This is a genomic window from Pseudomonas sp. NPDC087336, from assembly GCF_044744285.1.
GTDB lineage: Bacteria > Pseudomonadota > Gammaproteobacteria > Pseudomonadales > Pseudomonadaceae > Aquipseudomonas.
The window spans coordinates 44,500-65,009 of record NZ_JBIUYA010000008.1 but is presented as its reverse complement, the minus strand read 5'-3'; the positions used below and the strand labels follow the sequence as shown (position 1 = coordinate 65,009).

The 20,510-nt window shown below is 59.9% G+C and carries 17 protein-coding genes and 2 pseudogenes; 11 read left to right on the top strand and 8 right to left on the bottom strand.

The features are described from left to right. Window positions 1-7: 7 nt before the first annotated feature. The gene (locus ACIO0C_RS10045; protein WP_401311050.1) at window positions 8-976 is read right to left on the bottom strand and encodes a universal stress protein; all 969 of its coding nucleotides are present in this window, start codon (window positions 974-976) and stop codon (window positions 8-10) included. A 370-nt stretch (window positions 977-1,346) separates the two neighbouring features. On the opposite strand from ACIO0C_RS10045, the gene ACIO0C_RS10040 reads away from it, so the two are divergent. Beyond that, a complete protein-coding gene (locus ACIO0C_RS10040) occupies window positions 1,347-1,772 on the top strand; it encodes a potassium channel family protein (protein ID WP_401311047.1) in 426 nt (141 codons plus the stop codon). 38 nt (window positions 1,773-1,810) lie between these two features. Here the strand turns inward: ACIO0C_RS10040 and ACIO0C_RS10035 are convergent, their stop codons facing one another. Continuing rightward, window positions 1,811-2,722 carry a universal stress protein gene (locus ACIO0C_RS10035; RefSeq protein WP_401311424.1) on the bottom strand — a complete coding sequence of 304 codons (912 nt, stop codon included), beginning with the start codon at window positions 2,720-2,722 and terminating at the stop codon, window positions 1,811-1,813. 222 nt (window positions 2,723-2,944) lie between these two features. On the opposite strand from ACIO0C_RS10035, the gene ACIO0C_RS10030 reads away from it, so the two are divergent. Then, the gene (locus ACIO0C_RS10030; RefSeq protein WP_401311044.1) at window positions 2,945-3,508 is read left to right on the top strand and encodes a GNAT family N-acetyltransferase; all 564 of its coding nucleotides are present in this window, start codon (window positions 2,945-2,947) and stop codon (window positions 3,506-3,508) included. A gap of 53 nt (window positions 3,509-3,561) precedes the next feature. On the opposite strand, the pseudogene ACIO0C_RS10025 reads toward ACIO0C_RS10030, so the two are convergent. The 3 genes and pseudogenes from ACIO0C_RS10025 to cax all read right to left on the bottom strand — a co-directional run. After that, window positions 3,562-3,801: pseudogene (locus ACIO0C_RS10025) on the bottom strand (universal stress protein); the annotation flags it as partial. A 415-nt stretch (window positions 3,802-4,216) separates the two neighbouring features. Further along, on the bottom strand, window positions 4,217-4,393 hold the full coding sequence (locus ACIO0C_RS10020; protein WP_401311041.1) for a hypothetical protein: 177 nt from the start codon (window positions 4,391-4,393) through the stop codon (window positions 4,217-4,219). A gap of 86 nt (window positions 4,394-4,479) precedes the next feature. After that, window positions 4,480-5,550: a calcium/proton exchanger gene (cax, locus tag ACIO0C_RS10015; RefSeq protein ID WP_401311038.1), complete on the bottom strand. Its 1,071-nt coding sequence runs from the start codon at window positions 5,548-5,550 to the stop codon at window positions 4,480-4,482. Between the two features lie 117 nt (window positions 5,551-5,667). Between cax and ACIO0C_RS10010 the strand changes: the two genes are divergently transcribed. After that, window positions 5,668-6,408, top strand: a complete 741-nt coding sequence (locus ACIO0C_RS10010) for a helix-turn-helix domain-containing protein (protein ID WP_401311421.1) — start codon at window positions 5,668-5,670, stop codon at window positions 6,406-6,408. Between the two features lie 478 nt (window positions 6,409-6,886). On the opposite strand, the gene ACIO0C_RS10005 is transcribed toward ACIO0C_RS10010, so the two are convergent. Then, window positions 6,887-7,750, bottom strand: coding sequence for a helix-turn-helix domain-containing protein (locus ACIO0C_RS10005; RefSeq protein ID WP_401311035.1), 864 nt, complete (start codon window positions 7,748-7,750; stop codon window positions 6,887-6,889). A 182-nt stretch (window positions 7,751-7,932) separates the two neighbouring features. Between ACIO0C_RS10005 and ACIO0C_RS10000 the strand changes: the two genes are divergently transcribed. The 8 genes from ACIO0C_RS10000 (at window position 7,933) to ACIO0C_RS09965 (ending at window position 17,585) form a co-directional block, all read left to right on the top strand. Next, window positions 7,933-9,066 carry a saccharopine dehydrogenase family protein gene (locus ACIO0C_RS10000; RefSeq protein ID WP_401311032.1) on the top strand — a complete coding sequence of 378 codons (1,134 nt, stop codon included), beginning with the start codon at window positions 7,933-7,935 and terminating at the stop codon, window positions 9,064-9,066. A gap of 21 nt (window positions 9,067-9,087) precedes the next feature. Beyond that, window positions 9,088-10,644: an AMP-binding protein gene (locus tag ACIO0C_RS09995; protein WP_401311029.1), complete on the top strand. Its 1,557-nt coding sequence runs from the start codon at window positions 9,088-9,090 to the stop codon at window positions 10,642-10,644. A 91-nt stretch (window positions 10,645-10,735) separates the two neighbouring features. After that, entirely contained in the window at window positions 10,736-11,974 is a 1,239-nt protein-coding gene (locus ACIO0C_RS09990; protein WP_401311027.1) for a thiolase family protein, read from the top strand. Between the two features lie 43 nt (window positions 11,975-12,017). Further along, a complete protein-coding gene (locus ACIO0C_RS09985) occupies window positions 12,018-12,419 on the top strand; it encodes a hypothetical protein (RefSeq protein WP_401311024.1) in 402 nt (133 codons plus the stop codon). A 121-nt stretch (window positions 12,420-12,540) separates the two neighbouring features. Continuing rightward, window positions 12,541-13,017: a 2,4'-dihydroxyacetophenone dioxygenase family protein gene (locus ACIO0C_RS09980; protein WP_130931558.1), complete on the top strand. Its 477-nt coding sequence runs from the start codon at window positions 12,541-12,543 to the stop codon at window positions 13,015-13,017. Window positions 13,018-13,087: 70 nt separating this feature from the next. After that, on the top strand, window positions 13,088-15,451 hold the full coding sequence (locus ACIO0C_RS09975) for an arylsulfatase (RefSeq protein ID WP_401311021.1): 2,364 nt from the start codon (window positions 13,088-13,090) through the stop codon (window positions 15,449-15,451). Between the two features lie 26 nt (window positions 15,452-15,477). After that, window positions 15,478-16,311, top strand: a complete 834-nt coding sequence (locus ACIO0C_RS09970) for an SDR family NAD(P)-dependent oxidoreductase (protein WP_401311018.1) — start codon at window positions 15,478-15,480, stop codon at window positions 16,309-16,311. Then, window positions 16,311-17,585 (top strand): anaerobic sulfatase maturase, encoded by a 1,275-nt coding sequence (locus tag ACIO0C_RS09965; protein WP_401311015.1) that lies wholly within the window; start codon window positions 16,311-16,313, stop codon window positions 17,583-17,585. The genes ACIO0C_RS09970 and ACIO0C_RS09965 overlap by 1 nt, the downstream gene beginning before the upstream one ends. A gap of 343 nt (window positions 17,586-17,928) precedes the next feature. On the opposite strand, the pseudogene ACIO0C_RS09960 reads toward ACIO0C_RS09965, so the two are convergent. Further along, window positions 17,929-18,040: pseudogene (locus ACIO0C_RS09960) on the bottom strand (outer membrane lipoprotein carrier protein LolA); the annotation flags it as partial. A gap of 5 nt (window positions 18,041-18,045) precedes the next feature. After that, complete coding sequence (locus ACIO0C_RS09955) at window positions 18,046-20,481, bottom strand: RND family transporter (RefSeq protein ID WP_401311012.1); 2,436 nt, start codon at window positions 20,479-20,481, stop codon at window positions 18,046-18,048. Window positions 20,482-20,510: the final 29 nt, after the last annotated feature.

Genomic DNA, 20,510 nt, shown 5'->3' with positions numbered 1-20,510 from the left:
TTTTGGCTCAAGGGCAGTTGATTTTTATCAACTGCAGGTTCGACGGCGTCTCGTTCAATCGGGTGGGGGGTAGTGGTTTAACGATCATCAAACTGCACGGTGCCCGGTTTAACACGCCCTCAGCGGTATCGCCGATAAACCGGTCAGGCCCATGGTGATAAACCGTGCCCAGCACCACCATGTCGAAGGCCTTTTGTTGAGCGAAAAGTCCGATGACCTTGTGGGGGATGCCCGTCAGTGAGTGTCGGTGTGTATTTTTGATGCAATAGCGTTCAGCAAGCACATCGAAAGCCTCTTGCTGAGCATCTTCAATCGCGTCTCTCAAACTGTCATCAAGACTGCCTGTCGGCACACTCATCGGCGCCTCGCTTATCTCTGACCAACGACAGACATTAAGCAAGTGCAGCGCGGCACCGCAGCTGGCCGCCAGAGTCGAGGCCAGATCGAGTATTCGGTCATTTAAACCGTGCGTCAGCTCTTCCAGATGGGAGAGATCGATCGCCGCAAGAATTTTCATTGGTTTCGGATTTTTGGCACAGGTCACCAGGTGCAGGTGAGTCGGGCACTCGCGCAGCATTCGCCAGTCCAGAGGCCGGTGAAAGGCACGGTCAAGTGCCGGCACGTAATGGGTATCCTTGATGACCAGGTCCGGATTAAAGTCATTCACGTACTCAAGCAGGTTGTTCAGGCTCGACTTGGTCCAGACCACTTCGGTAGTCACCTGCATGCCGCCACATCGGTAAAATCGGGCCTGCTGCTCCAGCCAATGGCGGTGCACCTGCAAATAACCTTCTCGGGCCTGGGCCATCGCATCGTGGTCCAGCAGACCGGCTATTGCCAGAGCCTGGACATAATCGAAGGCGACAATGTGCAATAAGGCACCGGTTGCACAAGCCAAGGCATGTGCACGCGCAAACGCCGGGGTCAGAGTCATTTCGCTGGGGGCTATCAATAAAATGCGTTTGAGCTTGAGCATCACATACCTCGCCCTGAAACCTACCAAGCCCGACTTCCCGTCAGGGGCCTTGAGTCAAACGCTTGTTACGTCGCCTTGCTGACTGCGATCGTACTCATGGCCGCAACCAGCGAAATATCCGGCAATGCAAAGGACAAGTGCGTCTTTATAATCGTCCCGTCAAACTTGTTGCGACTGGAAAAACTGTAGCTCGATTATTTGGTGTTATGCCGTGGGGGATCTGACTTTTATCAATAAATCAGCAGCTATCGTGAATGGAACGACTGACGTTCGGTGAGTAAGCCCCTTGTTGATTCAGCTCAACGATTTGCCGGCTTCTTGGCGTAGAAATACACTGATCCGCCGCCTCCCTTTTCGCTGGAGATTTGCCATGCTGGCAGTCACGCTGATCAATACGCTGGTGGTCATCATCACCGTAGTGATCCACTATGAATGCCTGCTACGCCTGAATGATTGGCTACCCCGGCTCAAGCTGTGGAGTCGCTTCAGAATCGTGGTTGGGGTATTTGGCGCCCTTTTCGCACATGCGATAGAGGTCTGGTGCTTCGCCCTGGTTTATTACCTGATGGTGCACTCCGGGAAATGGGGCGGCCTGACGGGCAACTTCGACGGTTCGCTGATGGACTGCGTTTACTTTTCTTTTACAACGTACACGACGATCGGCTTCGGCGATATTTCACCAGTGGGCAACCTGAAATACTTGACCGGTCTACAAGCCCTTACCGGGCTAGTGCTCATTACATGGACAGCATCCTTCCTGTTTCTGGAAATGCAGAAGTACTGGAAGCGCAAATAATCTCTTTCTGACTCGTATTTGCCGTTCCAGCCTGGACATCATCCCCTGACATGTGACTTGACCGCCAGAATACTGCCCGGCACAGAGTACAGCACCCGTTCTGTATTGCTGCCGATCAGCCGGTCGACTCCCACCCGATGCACGGTGCCCATCACCACTACATCAGCCAGGTATTGCTCGACGAACTCACTGATCACCGGCACCGGTAATCCCATGACGAAATGCCGTCGCTCCGCAGGCACCCCGTAACGCTCAGCCAGTGTAATAAACGCCTGGTGCAAGGATTGACGCAGCTCCTCGGTGAAATCCACACCCCAACCGCCCCCGGCCAGAGGTGCATCGCTGTTGAAGGCAGGCGATAAATCATAGGCGTACAGTAGGTGTAATGGCGCGTCGCATTGCAGCGCCAGGGCGTTGGCGGTCTGGATGATGGTGTCGTTCAAACCGCTGATGTGTGTTGCCGGATCGAACGGGTCCACTGCCGCCACGATTCGGTGCGGCAAGCTGTAAGGGGCGTGGTTGACCAAATGAACAGGGATCGTGCATTTACGCAACAAGTGACAGTCAAGCGGGGTAATGAACACCCGCTTGAGCACAGGTTCAAGGGTTGCATCCTTGATCAACAGGTCGGGCTTCAAATCTTCGACCGTCTTCAAAATGTCCAGCAGCGGATGGGTGGTAAAGACCACTTTGACCGTCACGTCCAGGCTCAGGTCGCTGAGCCGATCCAGTTCATCGGCCTCCCAGCGGTGGTAGCGACGCCAATAGCGCTGCTGCTCTGCATCGTCGACTTGTTCTCGCCATAAATGAACCACAGGCGCCGGTTCGACATAAACCCGTACATCCAGTACGGCCCCGGCTGCCTTGGCCAACGCCACGGCACGCAACTGGGCAGGAGACTGATGCAGGGTTGGGTCAGCGATCAGCAGAAAACGTTGATATTGCGCCATCACACACCTCCACTCGACTCCGGTTATACACTGCCGGCATGATTCAAGACTGCGCTTCATCACTTCGTGCAGTTTGATTTGCATCAAGCACCAGCAAATCAATGCCGGCGGCACCGATGTCTGATCCAGATCAGATTCAAGCATCGACAGCAGTGTAGAAAGGATTCAAACGCGGCTCCTTTGCCGCGAGCCAACCTTTCAACCGCACTGGAGGAACACCCCATGCTTACCGTCAAAGACCACAATGAGCGGGCTGCGACCACCTACGCCGCGGTCGACGGCCAACACTGGATCGAAGCGCTCAGGGACGGCCGCCACGTACTGATCCGGCCACTGGCGGAGAAGGATCGCGACCGCGAATACGCCTTCATCAAACGGCTATCTCCCGAATCTCGACATATGCGCTTCCTCGCGCAGATCAACGAGCCCGACGCGGCGATGCTTAATCAATTGATGGACACTGACAATACACAGCGTGTGGCCTATATCGCCCTGGTCCATGACAACGGGCAACTGGTCGAGATCGGCGTCAGCCGATACGCGGCCACCGGCGAGCATGAGTGTGAATGTGCCGTCACGGTCGCCGATGAATGGACGCACCTGGGTCTGGGCACATTACTGATGGAGCATCTGATCAAGGCAGCCCGCAAAAACGGCTTTCGCCAGATGTATTCAGTGGACTCGGCCAGCAATGCCCCCATGCGCGACCTGGCCAAGGCGCTCGGGTTTGAGACGCACAATGATCCCGACGACAGTCATCAGGTCATCCATCGTCTTTACCTGTAGAAAATCGCCCCGCGATGTTCCGGCCAACGGCCCATCGCGGGGCGATCCAGTCTTCAGGATTGCAGCAGTCTTCCCGGCTTGAACGCCAGCACACTGCACGGCGCCCGATGCAGGAGTTGCTCGGCTGTGGTTCCTAGTAATTTGCTCAAACCCTTGTTTTGCACCGTGCCCATGACAATGACATCGGTGCGGTACTCTGAGACAAACTCACAAATACTCGGCACGGGTGCCCCCTCTATGAAATGACGACGCTCCGGTGGCACGCCGTGGCGCGCAGCGATCGCCGTTGCCGCTGTCGCCGCTTTACCAAGCGGGTTACCGCCAAAAGCCGCTGCAAACGTACCCGCACCAATGGCCTTGAGAAGTTCACGGCGCTTTATGTCCAAGACGGATTCATCGTCCTCTTCCATTTACTCTGTCTCCCGGATTGAGTGGCCTGGGTGTTTTGACGACTGTTTCATTCAAGTCAGACCACAATGACCGGAGCTGTATACAGCCCAGTCATGACTAGCAGGCGTCGCTGGTTCCACTTGTCAGTGTCGCCAGCTCAATGGCCTCTCGCCTCGACCTGATCAAGCCAGTACGCAACGCTGCGGGATTGCGTCCCTCCTGGTGCACAAGCCCATGAATCAGATTTAAAGCACAAGCGGTGCGAGCCTCAGGTCCGCCTCAATCGTTTCGGCTACACAGCCAAAGCAATAAAAAATCTCAAAACCACCAGGTTGCACTGGTACTCAACGCCTGAATCCAAGCATTGTTAAAACTACCCGAGATCCGTGTCCCGTCCGGTTTTTCCTGGGTGACCGGCATATCTCCCATGGAGACGAACTCATAACTCACATTGACTTCGGTCTGAGGATCCAGCGTGTGCTTGTTGATCTGCATCAACGCCCCATGGTTTTCATGCTTTCGGCCCAGCGTCCATGGCGCCTCTGGCTAATGCGTCTTGTGTTAGCTCGACCTGTTCAAGTTCATCCTGCCGGGACGCCGCTGAGGAAAAGGAACGCCAGCCCGAGGGAAAAATAGACTGCCAGTAACTGCACGCCCTTGAACCAGTCGGAGCGACCATCGTCGGCGACCTCGCTGGTGATCAGCACCGCCAGCAGCACCGCCAGCACGAGGCCCGGCCGGAAGGCGAGGTCCATGGCAGTCGGACCGATGAACAGACTGGCCAATACAAGCGTCGGGGCCACGAACAGGGCCACCTGCACGCTCGAACCAATGGCAATGGACAGCGATAGGTCCATTTGATTTTTTAGTGCTGCAGTGATGGCAGTCGCGTGCTCCGCCGCGTTGCCAAGGATGGCCACCACGAAAACACCGACGAAGATGTTGTTCAGGCCAAGCGCCTGGGTACTGGGCTCAATGGTGCCAATCAGGATCTCGCTCACCCAAGCCACCATCACCGTCGACAGACAAAGGACCAGCAGCGCCTTGCCGACCGACCAGGACGCAGCGTTTTCTTCGATGCTCTCCGACTCTTCGCTACTGAATTCCTTCTTGTGGGTCACAAGTGAATAGATAAGGAACAGGGCATAGACGACCAGCAGCAGCACAGCAATGGAAATGCTGAGGTAATGGGAGCCCAAATTCATCCTGCCCTCGGTGGCGATCTTGTTTGCGGCGGGGATGATCAAGGCGATGGCGGCCAGGGTCAGCAGTGTGGACTGCGAGCGCGCTCCTATCGCGTTGAAGTGCTGCTCTGAATGGCGCAGTCCACCTGCCAGCATGGCGCAGCCCATCACTAGCAGGATGTTGCCGATGATCGAGCCAGCGATGGAGGCCTTTACCACGTCGTAGAGCCCGGCCTGCAGGGCGGCAATGCCGATGATTAACTCGGTAGCATTACCGAAGGTGGCATTGAGTAGCCCACCCACGCTCTCGCCCAGATGCGCGGCCAATTGCTCGGTGGCGCGCCCCAGCCACCCTGCCAGCGGCAGGATGGCGAGCGCGGCGCTGATGAAAACCAGCAGATAGTGCGCCGGAGCGAAGTATTCCAGGACAATCGACAGAGGAAGGAACAGCAGCAACCAATTAATCATGGGGGGAACTCCTCGTATGCAGCTAGCGCCCGTCACGCTGCACCGGTTACGCGTTCACCGTCAGCCGTTCTGCTGGTTAGATTGCGTAGTCGGAGTAAAGCACCTGTTCAGAAGATGATGTATGAAACGGCACTTTTTCAAAGCCAATATCCCAAGGCCTCATGCCTTAGTCGCAGTGTTTCAAAATTGTATCTGTCGATTGACCTGAATAGCCGCGATCTTGAGCGTTTAAACACTCTAATAATCGAACGGATCAGGGTTAGAAAGGGCTCAGCTTTGTATCGTATGGGCGATCCCTTGCGCTCGTTATACGCAGTCCGTGTCGGTGCATTCAAGACCAGCATGTTGTCAGTTGATGGGCATAATCAGATCATGGGTTTTCAAATACCGGGTGACATGCTTGGTTTGGAAGCCATCAGTACCGGTTACTACGGCTGTGATGCGCTGGCTCTGGAGGATAGTGAAGTCTGTTCGATTCATTTTTTGCGACTGGAGAAACTCGCGCAGGATCTGCCAGCTTTACAACATAACCTGAGTAAACTCCTGAGTCGTGAGATCGTAAGTGATCAGCATATGCTGTTTCTGATAGGCAACCTGAATTCAAACGAACGGCTGGCAGACTTTCTACTAAACCTGTCCCAACGGCTGAGTATTCTGGGGAGTTCATCCACGGACTTCGTACTGAAGATGAGCCGTGATGATATTGGTTCCTACCTAGGGCTGCGCCTGGAAACCATCTGTCGGTGCATTGCACATTTGCGAAATCGTGCATTGGTCGAAATAGTTGGCCGTGACGTCAAAATTCTGAATATTGAGGGTCTCAGGTATCTGATGGCAGGCCATCATCGGAACACCTGAGTTTAGGAAGATGCGTTTACCGAACGGTTACCCCGGACTTTCTAGGCGCCTGGAATAGAGGCCATAGCGAAAAATGCTCCGTATTTTTCGCTACGGAGCATTTTCTTCGAGCGCTGAGTAGATTGCTAGGTTCACAGCACATTCGATACACCTAAAGGTTTTCATAGTTGTAACTGGTTCATGGGGCATGCAGGCAGGAGCTCGAACCTATAGTTATGTGATTTCCGTGATGACCGACAAGGCCGTCAAATATGTGGCTGAAACCAAGGGACGGGAAATCGGTGTAGGGGGCGACGGTGGTCGTCGTCGATGAAGGGGTGGGAAGAACCTGTCCAGCTCGCCGCGATGCTGTTGACCGTCCCCCCATTCAAGGAATGGTTGGTTGCAATCGCGTTACCTGGCGAACGATCCATGCAAGCCCTAACAATTCTCCTGCTATCGGCCTGCAGTTAGCTTCGTCTCGTTGCACTGATTGTTCTCAGTTGCGACCGACACCGGAACGGGCGCGAAACTGGGCCGGTGTGGTCCCGTGGGCCGTCTTGAAGGCGGCTGTCAGGTGACTTTGTGAACTGAAGCCGCATTCCAGCGCGATATGCAGGATGGGCAGGTCGGTTTGCATGAGCAGTTCACGCGCATGTTCGAGCCGCAGGTTCATCACATAGCGGTGAGGCGCGATACCCATGGCATTGTCGAACAACCGACGAAAATGCGCAGGACTGACGCCGGCCCGGGTCGCCAATTGGTTGATCGACAGGTCCTCGGCCAGGTGCTCGCGCATGTACGCCACCACCGATTGCAGACGCGCCAATTGTATATGCGGAGGGTTGATCGAGTTCGGGGTCTGCGTGCTCAGCGCACGGCATACCTGCTCGAGCATCACCGCAGCCAGCCGGGCCATGAAATCCTGATCGGCCTTTTTTCCCAGATTCAGCTCATCGAGCAACTGCCGGGCCGCCGCGCTGACCAGAGCATCAGTGAAGGCCAGTGGTGCCTGCGTCCGCGCGCAGCATTCCAGTAGCCGACCAAACACATCGTCACTGCGCTCGGGAATGTAGAACACCGCGAAATCCACGCTTCCCGAGTAGCGCCAATGAGTCGCGCAGTGGGCCGGGATCAGCATCGACATGCTGGGCAAGGTGCTCAGGCGCGACGTCTCGTCCGTGCCTTCCATTACCCGCGATCCACCCAATTGAGTGAGTAAGGTCATGCCCCCCACCGGGGCAATGTCGTTGTCCGTTTCGTGCAGGAAATAGCGCTCGGCATACAGCGGCATCTGGTTGCACACCAGGCCGCCGACCATGGGCAGGCCCAACACTTCATGGACTTTCTGTTGCGGTGTCACCGGACTCTTCCTGATGAGCAGATTTCGACAAATATGCCCACTTTTCCAGTGAGTTGTCGACCCTGGGAAAAACAATCATGGCACCCGTGTTACAGGCACTGTGCGGTCGATCGCAGGTCGCAGAAACGGCCCCGGTCCCACACCTGGAAAAGCAACCTTTCAAAAACAAGAGAGACACGAAAATGGCTAAATATCCCGTCGTTGTTTATGGCGCCAGCGGCTACACCGGCATGCTGACCATGGACTGGCTGATCGACCAGAACATCCCCTTCACCGCCGTGGCACGCAATGCCGGACGGGTGCACGAGATGATGGCCCAGCGCGTGGTGCGCCTGGAGTCGGCCACCTATGAAGTGATCGAAGCCGAGCACACGGTCGAGGCGCTGACCGAGGCGTTTCGTGGCGCCAAAGTGGTGTGCAACACCGTCGGCCCGTTCGTCAAATTCGGCCTGACCACCGTCGAAGCCGCGCTCAAGGCCGGCTGCCATCACCTGGATACCACCGGTGAGCAGAGCTACATGCGCGAAGTGCGGGAGAAGTTCGGCCATCTCTATGCCCAGGCCGGCCTGCTGGTCTCGCCTTCGTTGTCCTACATGTTTACCTACGCGGAAATCGCCGCCGAACTGGCCCTGGAAACCCCAGGCATCGACGCCCTGGAAACCTCGACCCTGTGCCGTGGTCCGCGCGATGTCGGTGCGGGTGTGACCGTGGGTTCGACAGCCTCCATCTTCGAGATGTATCGCGCCGAGCAATGCTACCTGTGGGAGAAGAAACTGGTTCCGCACGCCGTCGGCACCTCTTTCAGCATTCCTTCGCCTGACTTCCTGCAACCGGTCTTTGCCCTGCCATGGGGCGGCACCTCATTGCCGGTGTATTTCGAGAACGATCCGCGCGTGCGCTCCTGTGTTTCCTGCGTCGGTTTCTACGACAACGAGGTCATGAAGATGGTGCACGGCCTGGGGCAGAAGTGGGACGCCGAATACAAACACCTGCCGGCCGAGCATCAGGATGAAGTGCTCAAGCAGATCGTTCAATCGACCACACCCAGCATGCCGCCGCGCGAGCGCACCACCACCGTGCGCATGGTCGACACCGCCATCGGCCGCGGCCAGCTGTCGGCCGTGCGCGCCAACGTGCATGGCACCACTGCCTACATCGCCACCGGGGCCTTGCAGGTTGCCGCCGCGATCAAGTTGATCGATGGCGACACCGCCAAGGTCGGCTTCGCTTCCGGTTCCAAGGCGTTCGGGCACCGCTACCTGCTGGGCTTCCTGGAAGAGCGCGGCCTGGCACGCGCCACGGTCACCCAGCTCTGATCGACGGCACGGGAGTCCTTCATGGCCATCATTGATTTCTACGACCGCGGCTGGGGCCTGAACCCGCAAGGCATCGCCTACATCCAGGGCGGGCGGTCATACACCTTCGACGAAGTCGGCGCGTTGTCCTGTCGCATCGCCAACACCCTGCTGGCCTTGGGCTTGCCCAAGGAAACCAAGGGCGCGGTGTGGTCGGCCAACGACGTCACCGCATGGGCCTGCACCCTGGGCCTGTGGCGCGCCAACATGACCTGGATACCGGTCAATGCACGCAACTCGGCGCAAGAGAACCACTACATCCTTGATGCCTTCGATTGCGAGGTGATGTTCTACCAGGACGAGTTCGCCACGATCATCGACGACCTGCGTCCGTCGCTGCCGAAGATTCGGCACTGGGTCTGCATCGATGCCGAAGGTCGCGATGCGCCGTTGCTGCAACACTGGAGTGCGGAGCAACCCTCGACCCGTCCTGAAGTCAGCTACGACATGGACGACGTGATCCTGCTCTCGCCCACGGGCGGCACCACCGGCATGCCCAAGGGGGTGATGAATACCCACCGCAGTACGCAGACCTTCATCGCCCACTTCATGCTGGCCTGCGCTTACCGCGATGGCGAAACACCGGTGAACCTGGCCGCCGCGCCCATGACCCACACCGCAGGCTTGTTGGCCGTGCCGTGCACGGCCCAGGGCGGCACCGTGGTGGTACTGACCAAGCCTGAACCGGCGGTCATGCTCGGCGCCATTGTGCAGCACAGGGTCACGGAGTTTTTCCTGCCGCCGACCGTGATCTACAAGCTGCTGGAGATTCCCGGCATCGAAAGGCTGGACCTGTCCTCGGTCAAGTACCTGATGTACGGCGCGGCGCCCATGTCGGTGCAGAAGCTGAAAAAGGCCATCGAAGTGTTCGGCCCGATCATGGCCGGCGGTTACGGCCAGACCGAAGCCCCGGCCAGCATCTCCTTCCTGCGCCCCGACGAGCACCTGGTCGACGGTCAACTGGCCGGCGATGAGCGCCTGTCCTCGGTCGGCCGTCCGTATCCGCTGATCCGCGTGGAAGTGATGGACGATGACCAGCGGATCCTGCCACGCGGTGCCACCGGCGAGATCTGCGTGCGCGGGGACCTGGTCATGAAGGGTTACTACAAGCAGCCGGACAAGACTGCTGAAACCCTCATCGACGGCTGGCTGCACACCGGCGACATCGGCCACATCGATGCCGAAGGCTACTTGCACCTGACCGACCGCAAGAAGGACATGATCATTTCCGGCGGCTTCAACGTGTACCCCAGCGAAGTCGAGCAAGTGCTGTGGAGCCACCCGGCGGTACAGGACTGCGCAGTGATCGGCGTACCGGACGAGAAATGGGGCGAAGCGGTCAAGGCCGTGGTCGAGCTTAACCCCGGGCAGAGCGTCAGCGCCCAGGCACTGATCGATTTGTGCAAGGAACGGCTAGGCGGCGTCATGGCGCCCAAGTCGGTCGACTTCGTCGACAGCCTGCCGCGCAGCCCTGTGGGCAAGGTGCTGAAGAAAGACCTGCGCCAGCCCTATTGGCAAAACCTGGATCGCAAGATCTGACGTAACCGGCCCAGGCCTGCGCCGTCGATTTCGTCCGGTGCCGGGCCCGAGCCCCCCGATTGCTTGACCCTTCCCACCACAAGGAATTCTCATGAGCACCGTCTATATCGCCGGCATCGCCATGACCGTCTTCGGCCGACACCTCGAACGCAGCCTCGATGACCTGGCGCGCGAAGCGCTCAATGGCGCATTGCAGGATGCCGGGTGCCGCACCGAAGACCTCGGCATCGCCTTTTACGCCGGCATGACCAATGGCCCGTTGCAAGGCCAGATAGCCATTCCCGGGCAAGTTGTATTGAGCAAGGTCGGCATCGAAGGCATTCCGATCTACAACATCGAAAACGCCTGCGCCTCAGGCAGTGCCGCCTTCAATCTGGCCGTGCAGAGCCTGAAGGCCGGCACCACCGACGTGGCGCTGGCGATCGGTGCGGAGAAGATGAACATCGCCGACAAGCTCAAGGCCCTGTCGATTTTCGAGGCGGGCTGGGACATCTCCCGCGCCGAGCAGAACTACCAGACCCTGGTGCAAATGGGTGAAGGGGTCGATGTGCCCGAAGGCAGCGAATCGAACAAACCCTACAGCAAGTTCATGGCCATCTACGCAGCGATGTGCCGACACCACATGCGTACTTATGGCACCACGCAACGGCAGATTGCCGCGGTGTCGGCGAAGAACCACACCCACTCGGTACACAACCCTTACTCGCAGTTCCGCCAGCCTTTGAGTATCGAAGAGATCCTGGCCGCGCCACCCATTACTTACCCGATTACCCTGCCGATGTGTGCCCCTCTGTCCGACGGCGCTGCGGCCGCCATTCTGTGCACCGAGGAAGGCCTCAAGCGCATCGGTGCCGACAAGAGCCGTTGCATCAAGGTCGCGGCCAGCGTCATGCGCAGTTTCAGCAACCGCCGCCTCGACCAGCCCGAACGCCACGTCGGGCGCCTGGCCGCCAACCTCGCCTATGAGCAGGCCGGCCTGGGGCCGCGCGATATGCACGTGGCGGAAGTGCACGACGCCTCGGCCATGGGCGAGATCATCCAGGTGGAAAACCTCGGCTTCGTCGCCCCCGGCGAAGGCGGCCCGGCTGCCGAGCGTGGCGAGTTCACCCTGGGCGGGCGCCTGCCGGTCAACACGTCCGGCGGTCTCGAATCGAAGGGCCACCCTTTGGGCGCTACCGGCATCGGCCAGCTCTATGAGCTGGTGACGCAGTTACGCGGTGAAGCCGGTAAGCGCCAGGTCGAAGGCGCGCGGCATGCCATTCAGGAAAACGGCGGCGGTCTGCAGGGCGTCGAAGAAGCCGCCGTGGCGATTCACATCCTCAGTAAATAACCGAGTCCCTACTCAACCTGACTGCCCCTTCGAGGAATACTCCATGTCCAATGCCAACGCCCGTACCCTGTTCAGTACCGCCGCCGGCTTCAACATCCTGGCGGGCCTGCCCCTACTGGTGGCCACACAACCTGTGGCCCGATTGATGGGCTTGCAGACCACCCCGACCGCCGCCTTGTTCATCCAGATCAGCATGATCGTGGTGCTGGTTTTCGGTTGGGCCTACTGGATGATCAGCCGCGATCCCGTGCGCTATCGCCCCTTCATCGTGCTGGGGATCATCCTGAAGATCCTCGTGGTTGCGGTCATCGGCAGCCACTGGCTGGTGGGCAATGTCGCCTGGCCGTTGCCGACGCTGGTGGCGAGCGACATCGTCTTCGCGCTGCTGTTCTGGCGCTATTTGAGCAGCACCCGCTCGGCACAGGCCCTCACGCAATTGCACTGATTCAAGGTCACGCGCATTGCCCACCCCCCTCGCCGCCGGGGGGGTAATTTCTGCCCACTCCCGCACGATGCCACCCAGAGCATCCACCTGCCGCCAACGGCCCCATCCGAGGAGTACCACCATGCTGTACGAAAGCATCGATACCGCTGCAATCAACGCCGACGACCTGCCCTGGGTGCCTTTCGCGCCTTACAACGATGACGTGTTCATCAAGTACATCAAGTGCGATCCGGTGCGTGGCGAAGTCATTACCCTGCTCAAGGCCCCCGCCAGCATGACCCTGCCCAAGCACCACCACTCCGGCACCGTGATCGTCTACACCATCAAGGGTGGCTGGAAATACCTCGAACACGACTGGATCTCCACCGAAGGTGGCGTGGTGTTCGAAACCGCTGCCACCAGCCATACGCCCGTCGGTCTGCCCGAGTTCGGCGATGAGGTGATCACCTTCAACGTCACGCTGGGCGACCTGATGTACATGGACGAGAACGACAACATCGTCGCCATCGAGAACTGGAAGACCAGCGTGCAGCGCTACCTGGCCTACTGCGAAGCCAATGACATCCAGCCCAGGGACATCACCAGCTTCTCGGTCTGACGACGCCTGGCGCCCCTCCCCGAGAGGGGCGCTCCACCCACTGCGCCAATAACAAGAACAGGAGTCATCCATGATTCAGAAGCTTCCGCGCGCCGGGCATTTCACGCTGAAGGTGAGCATGCTGCTGGCAAGCTCCGTCGCCTGCGCCCAGGACACCCTGCCCTTCGCACCGACGCCTTCGGCCAGCACCGCCGGGCCGACCTTGCAGGATTCCCATCATCAGAAGCGCCAGGCTCAGTCCCACGTGCCGGCCAATGCCCCGAACATTCTGGTGATCATGCTCGATGACGCCGGCTTCGCCCAGGCCGACACCGTTGGCGGCGCCATCCACACCCCGACCTTGAGCCGGGTGGCCGACAGCGGTGTGCGCTACAACGCCTTCCATACCACGGCCATCAGCTCGGCCACCCGCGCCGCCCTGTTGACCGGACGCAATCACCACCGGGTCGGCAATGGCGTGATCGCCGAGCTGGCCACCGATTGGGACGGCTACACCGGCAAGATTCCCAAGAGTTCGGCGACCATGGCCGAAGTGCTCAAGCAATACGGCTACAGCACCGCCGCCTTCGGCAAGTGGCACAACACGCCGACTGCGGAAACCACCGCCGCCGGACCTTTCGATAACTGGCCGACCGGCTATGGTTTCGAACATTTCTATGGCTTCATGGCCGGGGAAACCTCCCAGTACGAGCCGCGCCTGTACCGCAACACCACGCCGATCGAACCGCCTCACGATCCCAAGTACCATCTTAGCGAAGACCTGGCCAACCGCGCGGTGAACTGGCTGCAGGACCACAAGACCTACGCCCCGGACAAACCCTTCTTCATGTACTGGGCTCCGGGTGCCGTGCATGGCCCGCATCAAGTCAACGCACAATGGGCCGACAAGTACAAGGGCAAGTTCGACGCTGGCTGGGATGTGTATCGCGAGCAGACCTTCGCCCGCCAGAAAGCCATGGGCTTCATCCCCAAGGACGCCAAGCTGACCCCGCGCCCCGCCGAACTGCCGGCCTGGGACAGCCTCGACGCCGGGCAAAAGCAATACCAGGCGCGCCTGATGGAGGTTTACGCGGGCTTCCTCGAGCATGCCGACACCCAGGCCGGGAAGATCCTCGACGAGCTGGAACTGGAGGGTAAACGCGACAACACCCTGATTTTCTACGTGCTCGGCGACAACGGCGCCTCGGCAGAAGGTATGGAAGGCACCATCAACGAACTGCTGGCGCAGAACGGCATTCCGGTGCCCAAGGAGCAGCAGCTCAAGGTACTCAATGGCAGCTACGGTGGCCTGTCAGCCCTCGGCGGTCCGAAACTTGAAAGCATGTATAACGCCGCTTGGGCCTGGGCGGGTTCAGGCCCTTTTATAGGGACCAAACTGGTGGCGGGCTACTTCGGCGGCACGCGCACGCCGATGGCGGTCTCCTGGCCCAAACAGATCAAGGCCGATGTCAAGGTCCGCGGACAGTTTCACCACGTCAACGACATTGTCCCGACCGTCTACGACATCCTCGATATCAGCGCCCCCAAGGTGGTCAACGGAATCGAACAGGACCCACTGGACGGCGTCAGCCTGCGCTACACCTTTGCCGATGCCGATGCCAAGTCGCGCAAGCCCCCGCAGTACTTCGAAGTGCTCGGCAGCCGTGGCATCTACAAGGACGGCTGGATCGCCTCGGTGTTCGGCCCGCGCAAACCCTGGGTGCAAGGCTTTGCCCAGTTCATGGGCTGGAACCCGGACAACGATCAATGGGCGCTGTATGACCTTGGCAACGACTATTCGCAAGCCACGGACGTGGCCGCCAGCCACCCGGAAAAACTGGCTGAGCTGAAGGCCGAGTTCGATGCGCAGGCCAAGGCCAACCACGTCTACCCGATCGGTGCAGGCCTGTACCCCTTCATGACGCCTGACGCACGCCCGGCGAATGACCTGCGTGAATGGCATTTCAGCGACCGCACCCAGCGTCTTCCGGAGTTCACCGCCCCCAATCTGCGTAACCGCAACAGCAAGGTAGTGGTGACCGCTGAAGTCCCGGCCAACGCCAATGGCGTGTTGTATGCGGTGGGCGGAATCGGCGGTGGTGTCAGCCTGTATCTGGACGATGGCTTCCTGGTCTACGAGTACAACGCCCTGGCCATTGCCCGGGTCAAGTTGCGCTCTGCCGAACGCGTGCCGGCCGGCAAGGCCAGCATCGAAGTGTTGACGCAAATGAGCACCGGCAAACTGGCCGCACCGGCCAACCTCAGTCTGCGCCTCAATGGCCATGAAGTCGCCAGCGGCGTGACGCCATTCACCCCGGCATTCACCTTCACCGCCAGCGAGACCTTTGACGTGGCCCAGGACCTCGGCTCGCCGGTTGCCCTGGATTACTTCGACCGCGCGCCATTCGCTTTCAACGGCAAGGTCGATGACGTGCATGTTGCTTATTTGCCCTAAACCGTTGCCTCGCTCAGGAGATTTCCATGGCCACCACCGAACTCAAGAACAAGAAAGTCCTGATCACCGGCGCCGCTTCCGGCATCGGTCGCGCAGCGGCGCTGGCATTCGCCCGTCGTGGCGCACGGATCATTGCCACCGACATCAATCTCGATGCACTGCAGCAGGTGAAGCTGGAGGTCGAAGCCCTCGGCACCCGCTGCATCATCCATCAACTTGACGTCTCCAGCAGCGAAGCCGTGCGGGAGCTGGCCGAGCAGCTCCATACCTCCGTCGGGGCGCTCGATGTGCTGATCAACAACGCCGGCATCGGTTACCTTGGCCAGTTCCTGCAAAGCGATCTGGCCCACTGGCAACGGGTGCTGGACATCAACGTGATGGGGGTGGTGCATGGCTGCTATCACTTCATTCCGCAGATGATCAAGGCCGGCGGGGCGCGCCATGTGCTCAACGTGGCGTCGGCGGCCGGTCTGTATCCGTCGCCGACGATGGCGGCCTATGCCGCCTCCAAGCATGCGGTGTTCGGGTTCAATGAAGTACTGAAGATGGAGTTGGCCGACAGTGATATCTGCGTGACTACCGTCTGCCCCGGCATCATCAATACACCGATCACCCATGCCCGCAACAACGTCTCGCCCTCGGTCGACGAAGCCCAGCTCACGCGACTGCACAAGTACTATCAGACCAAGGGCTGCGGGCCTGAGGTGGTCGCCGAAGGCATGGTCCGTGCCGTGCAAAGAAACCAGGACCTGTTGCTGGTCGGGCCCTTTGCGAAGGTGCTGTTTCACCTCCGTCGGCTATCCCTGGGACTATTGCGTCGTTTCGTGCTGAGCGACGCGCGCAAGGTCGGATTTCTCTGATGGCGAGCGCTTCTCCCGTGGTGCAGGGGTTGCACCTGATGGCCAAGCCGGTCGGGCCCATCTGCAACCTCGATTGCAGCTACTGCTTCTACCTGGAAAAGGAGCAGTTGTACCCGCCAAGAGAACGCTTTCGCATGTCCGACGAGGTGTTGCGCGCGTACATCCAGGGTTACATCGCCGCGCAACCCAGCCCCGAAGTGGAGTTCACCTGGCAAGGCGGCGAGCCGACCTTGCTGGGCCTGGATTTTTTCCGGCGGGCGGTGGCCTGCCAGCGCGAGTTTGGCGCTGGCAAGGTCATCCGCAATACCCTGCAAACCAACGGCACCGTGCTCGATGACGAGTGGTGTGCCTTTCTTGCCCGTGAGGATTTCATGGTTGGCCTGAGTCTCGACGGGCCGCGTGAGGTCCACGACCTTTACCGTCCGGACAAGCGTGGTCGCTCCAGTTTCGATGCGGTGATGGCTGGCCTGGATCTGCTGAAGAAACATGGGGTGCAGTTCAACGTGCTGGTCACTGTGGCCCGCGATGTGGCGAACCATCCGCTGGAAATCTATGGTTTTCTCAAGGCTCAGGGCGTGCGGCATATCCAGTTCAACCCGGTGGTCGAACGCCTTCCGGGGGCAGCGGACGTCAAGCAGGGCCTGAGCTTCGCGACACCGCCGGAGCTACGCCTGCATGCCGTGGGCGAACCTGGCGTCGTCACGACGCAGAGTGTCGAGCCCGATCGCTATGGCGATTTTCTCATTGCCATCTTCAATGAATGGGTACGCCATGACGTCGGCGACATCCATGTGATGAACTTCGAATGGGCGCTGGCGGCCTGGTGTCAGTTGGCCCCTTCGGTCTGCCTGTTCAGCCCGCGCTGCGGCAAGGCAGCGATCGTCGAACATGATGGCAGCGTCTATTCCTGCGACCACTTCGTGTACCCGGAGTATCGCCTGGGCAACCTCCAGGAGGACGCGCCGGCCGCCCTGCTCGCCTCCCCGGCACAGCAGGCCTTCGGTGCGGCCAAGGAAACGACGTTGCCGACTTTGTGCCGGCAATGCGACTACCGCTTCGCCTGCCACGGCGAATGCCCGAAAAACCGGTTCATGACCGCGCCCAACGGTGAGCCCGGGCTGAACTACCTGTGCCCCGCCTACAAGAAATACTTCCGCCACCTGACGCCCTACATGAACGCCATGGCCCAGCTGATCAGCCATGGCCAGCCCGCTTCGCTGATCATGCAGGCCTTCGACGGCCCGCTGATCGTGCCGCTCAAGCCTGCGCGATAAAGGATTGGGCTTCTCTGGTAGCGGGCTTGCCCGCGAAGGCAGCCTGACAGGCGACCCGGGATGTATTGCCTGAGTGCCTATCCATTTCTGCGGCAATAGCCACAGGCGGTTACCGCAGGAATGGATATGTACACCCTCAAAATATTTGTCGCCTGACACTCAACCATCGCTGGCAAGCCAGCTCCCACAGGGTCCTGATACATCCGCCAAAATCAGATCGCCTGGCAGACCTCCTCGTTTTGGCTTTGGCTTTTGATCTTCTTGCCCCCCGTGAGGCTTCGTGCCGGTTCTGCGTAGTGTGGTTAGCCGCCGCTGGCCATGGATGGCCGAGGGCGGCGGGCTCTGTAGGAGCGAGCTTGCTCGCGAAAAACCTGAGAGCACCGCGGGGTGTCAGGCTCCCCGCATGATCGTTGATCTCCATCGCGAAGCAAGCTCGCTCCTACAGGAGATCGCAGGCAGATTAGCGAGCCTTCCTGAGCAGGAAGTGCGACAGCGCCGGTATCAGCACCAGCGCACCAATCATGTTCCAGATGAACATGAAGGTCAGCAGGATGCCCATATCCGCCTGGAACTTGATCGGCGACCAGGCCCAGGTGATGACGCCCGCCGCCAGGGTGATGCCCACCAGAGCGACCACCTTGCCGGTGAACGCCACCGAGTTCTTGTAAGCCTCGGTCAACGACAGGCCGGCACGCTGCTGCGCCAGTTGCACACTGAGCAGGTACAGCGCGTAATCCACACCGATCCCCACGCCCAGGGCGATCACCGGCAAGGTGGCCACTTTCACGCCCATGCCAAGACAGACCATCAACGCCTCACAGAGCACTGACGTCAGCATCAACGGCACCACCGCCACCACGACCGCGCGCCAGCTGCGAAAGGTGATGAAGCACAGCACGATCACCGCACCATACACGTACACCAGCATGGTGCGGTTGGCCTCGCGGACCACGATGTTGGTCGCCGCTTCGATCCCCGCGCTGCCGGCCGCGAGCATGAACTGGCGTTCACCGTTGCTATGCTCGCGAGCGAAGGCCCCGGCGACACTGACCACATGTTCGAGGGTCTGTGCCTTGTGGTCGGCCAGGTAGGCCACCACCGGCATCATCGAGCAGTCGCTGTTGAACAGTTCGGGGTTGTTCACCGAAGCCTGCTGCGCGCCATAGTTGAGCACGTCCTGATTGCGCGCGATGGTCAGCATCTTCGGGTTACCTTCATAGGAACCCGCGGTGATCTGCCGTACCGCGTTGACCAGCGACACGGTGGTCTGCACGCCCGGTTGCTGTTGCAGCAGCCAGCCGAGACGGTCGGCCTCGACCAGGGTCTCGTACTTCAGGCAACCCTCGCTCGCGGTCTTGACCATCACGGCGAACTGGTCGCTGGACAGCGAGTAGTTATCGGTGATGTAGGCGTTGTCGCGATTGTAGCGGGAGTCTGCGCGCAGCTCGGGAGCACCCGGGTCAAGATCGCCGATCTGCAACTGGGTGCTGACCATGAACCCGCCCGCCGCCAGCAGCCCGGCGACGATCACGGCGACGGTGGCCCAGCGGCGCTCGGTAAAGCGGTCGAGCAGGCTCCACAGATTGCCCAGGCCCTTGCCGCGCAGTTCCTTGTCTTCCTGACGCAGGCTGCGCGCCGCCGCCTTGCGGCTGACACCGCAATACGACAACAGCACCGGCAACAGCACCAGGTTGGTGAAGATCAACACCGCCACACCGATGCTGGCGGTGACGGCCAGGTCCTGGATCACCGGGATGTCGATCAGCATCAACACCGCAAAGCCGACTGCATCGGCGAGCAAGGCCGTCAGCCCCGCCAGGAACAGGCGGCGAAAGGTGTAGCGCGCCGCGACCAGTTGGTGCGTGCCGCGCCCGACATCCTGCATGATCCCGTTCATTTTCTGCGCGCCGTGGGACACGCCGATGGCGAACACCAGGAACGGCACCAGGATCGAAAACGGGTCGAGCGCATAGCCCATCAGCGCGACCAGCCCCAGTTGCCAGGCCACGGCGATCACCGAGCAGAGAATCACCAGCGTCGTGCTGCGCACGCAGCGGGTGAAGAAATAGATGATCGACGTGGCGATCAGCGCAGCAGCGCCAAAGTACATCATCACCAGCACCAGGCCGTCGATCAGGTCGCCGACCAGCTTGGCGAAACCGATCACGCGGACCTTGATCGGCCCCTTGCCCTCCTCGCCCCGGGCATGGGCATCGCTGCCGCCGGCGAACTCGTACTTGTTACGCAATTGTTCTTCGAGAACCCGCGAGAACGCGTGGTAATCGATGGCCTGGCCGGTGACCGGATCCTTCTCCAGCAGGGGCACGAAAATCATGCTCGATTTGAAGTTGTTGCCCACCAGGCTGCCGACGATGCCGGATCGGGCAATGTTCAAGCGCAGCTGTTCGACGCCCTTGGCCGAGCCGTCGTAGGCATCGGGCATCACTGGCCCGCCGCGAAAACCCTCTTCGGTCACTTCGGTCCAGCGCACCGCCGGCGTCCACAGCGACTTGACCCAGGCGCGGTCCACACCCGGGGTCACGAACAGGGTGTCGTTGATCTGCTTGAGCACATCGAGGTATTGCGGGTCGAAGATATCGCCTTCGGTGTTTTCCACCACCACCCGCACCGCATTGCCGAGCCCGCGCAAGGACTGGCGGTTTTCCAGGTAGTTCTGAATGAACGGCTGGCTTTGCGGCAGCATTTTTTCGAAGCTGGCCGTCAGGCTCAGGCGAGTGGCCGCGAAGTAACCGAGCAGCACGGTGATCACCAGGCAACTCAGCACCACCAGCAGGCGGTTGTTGAAGATCAAGCGTTCGAGCAGGTTGCCGGAGCGGGCGTCGAAGCCCTTGAGCTCCCGCACCACCGGCATCGTATCGAGTTCGTAGGTACCCATATCGTCTCTTGTCTCTTTTGTTGTACGCA

Bases quoted from the DNA above. Each gene is read 5' to 3' on its own strand.
- ACIO0C_RS10045 (WP_401311050.1), bottom strand. From the start codon at position 976: ATGCTCAAGCTCAAACGCATTTTATTGATAGCCCCCAGCGAAATGACT.
- ACIO0C_RS10040 (WP_401311047.1), top strand. From the start codon at position 1,347: ATGCTGGCAGTCACGCTGATCAATACGCTGGTGGTCATCATCACCGTA.
- ACIO0C_RS10035 (WP_401311424.1), bottom strand. From the start codon at position 2,722: ATGGCGCAATATCAACGTTTTCTGCTGATCGCTGACCCAACCCTGCAT.
- ACIO0C_RS10030 (WP_401311044.1), top strand. From the start codon at position 2,945: ATGCTTACCGTCAAAGACCACAATGAGCGGGCTGCGACCACCTACGCC.
- ACIO0C_RS10020 (WP_401311041.1), bottom strand. From the start codon at position 4,393: ATGCAGATCAACAAGCACACGCTGGATCCTCAGACCGAAGTCAATGTG.
- cax (WP_401311038.1), bottom strand. From the start codon at position 5,550: ATGATTAATTGGTTGCTGCTGTTCCTTCCTCTGTCGATTGTCCTGGAA.
- ACIO0C_RS10010 (WP_401311421.1), top strand. From the start codon at position 5,668: ATGTATGAAACGGCACTTTTTCAAAGCCAATATCCCAAGGCCTCATGC.
- ACIO0C_RS10000 (WP_401311032.1), top strand. From the start codon at position 7,933: ATGGCTAAATATCCCGTCGTTGTTTATGGCGCCAGCGGCTACACCGGC.
- ACIO0C_RS09995 (WP_401311029.1), top strand. From the start codon at position 9,088: ATGGCCATCATTGATTTCTACGACCGCGGCTGGGGCCTGAACCCGCAA.
- ACIO0C_RS09990 (WP_401311027.1), top strand. From the start codon at position 10,736: ATGAGCACCGTCTATATCGCCGGCATCGCCATGACCGTCTTCGGCCGA.
- ACIO0C_RS09985 (WP_401311024.1), top strand. From the start codon at position 12,018: ATGTCCAATGCCAACGCCCGTACCCTGTTCAGTACCGCCGCCGGCTTC.
- ACIO0C_RS09980 (WP_130931558.1), top strand. From the start codon at position 12,541: ATGCTGTACGAAAGCATCGATACCGCTGCAATCAACGCCGACGACCTG.
- ACIO0C_RS09975 (WP_401311021.1), top strand. From the start codon at position 13,088: ATGATTCAGAAGCTTCCGCGCGCCGGGCATTTCACGCTGAAGGTGAGC.
- ACIO0C_RS09970 (WP_401311018.1), top strand. From the start codon at position 15,478: ATGGCCACCACCGAACTCAAGAACAAGAAAGTCCTGATCACCGGCGCC.
- ACIO0C_RS09965 (WP_401311015.1), top strand. From the start codon at position 16,311: ATGGCGAGCGCTTCTCCCGTGGTGCAGGGGTTGCACCTGATGGCCAAG.
- ACIO0C_RS09955 (WP_401311012.1), bottom strand. From the start codon at position 20,481: ATGGGTACCTACGAACTCGATACGATGCCGGTGGTGCGGGAGCTCAAG.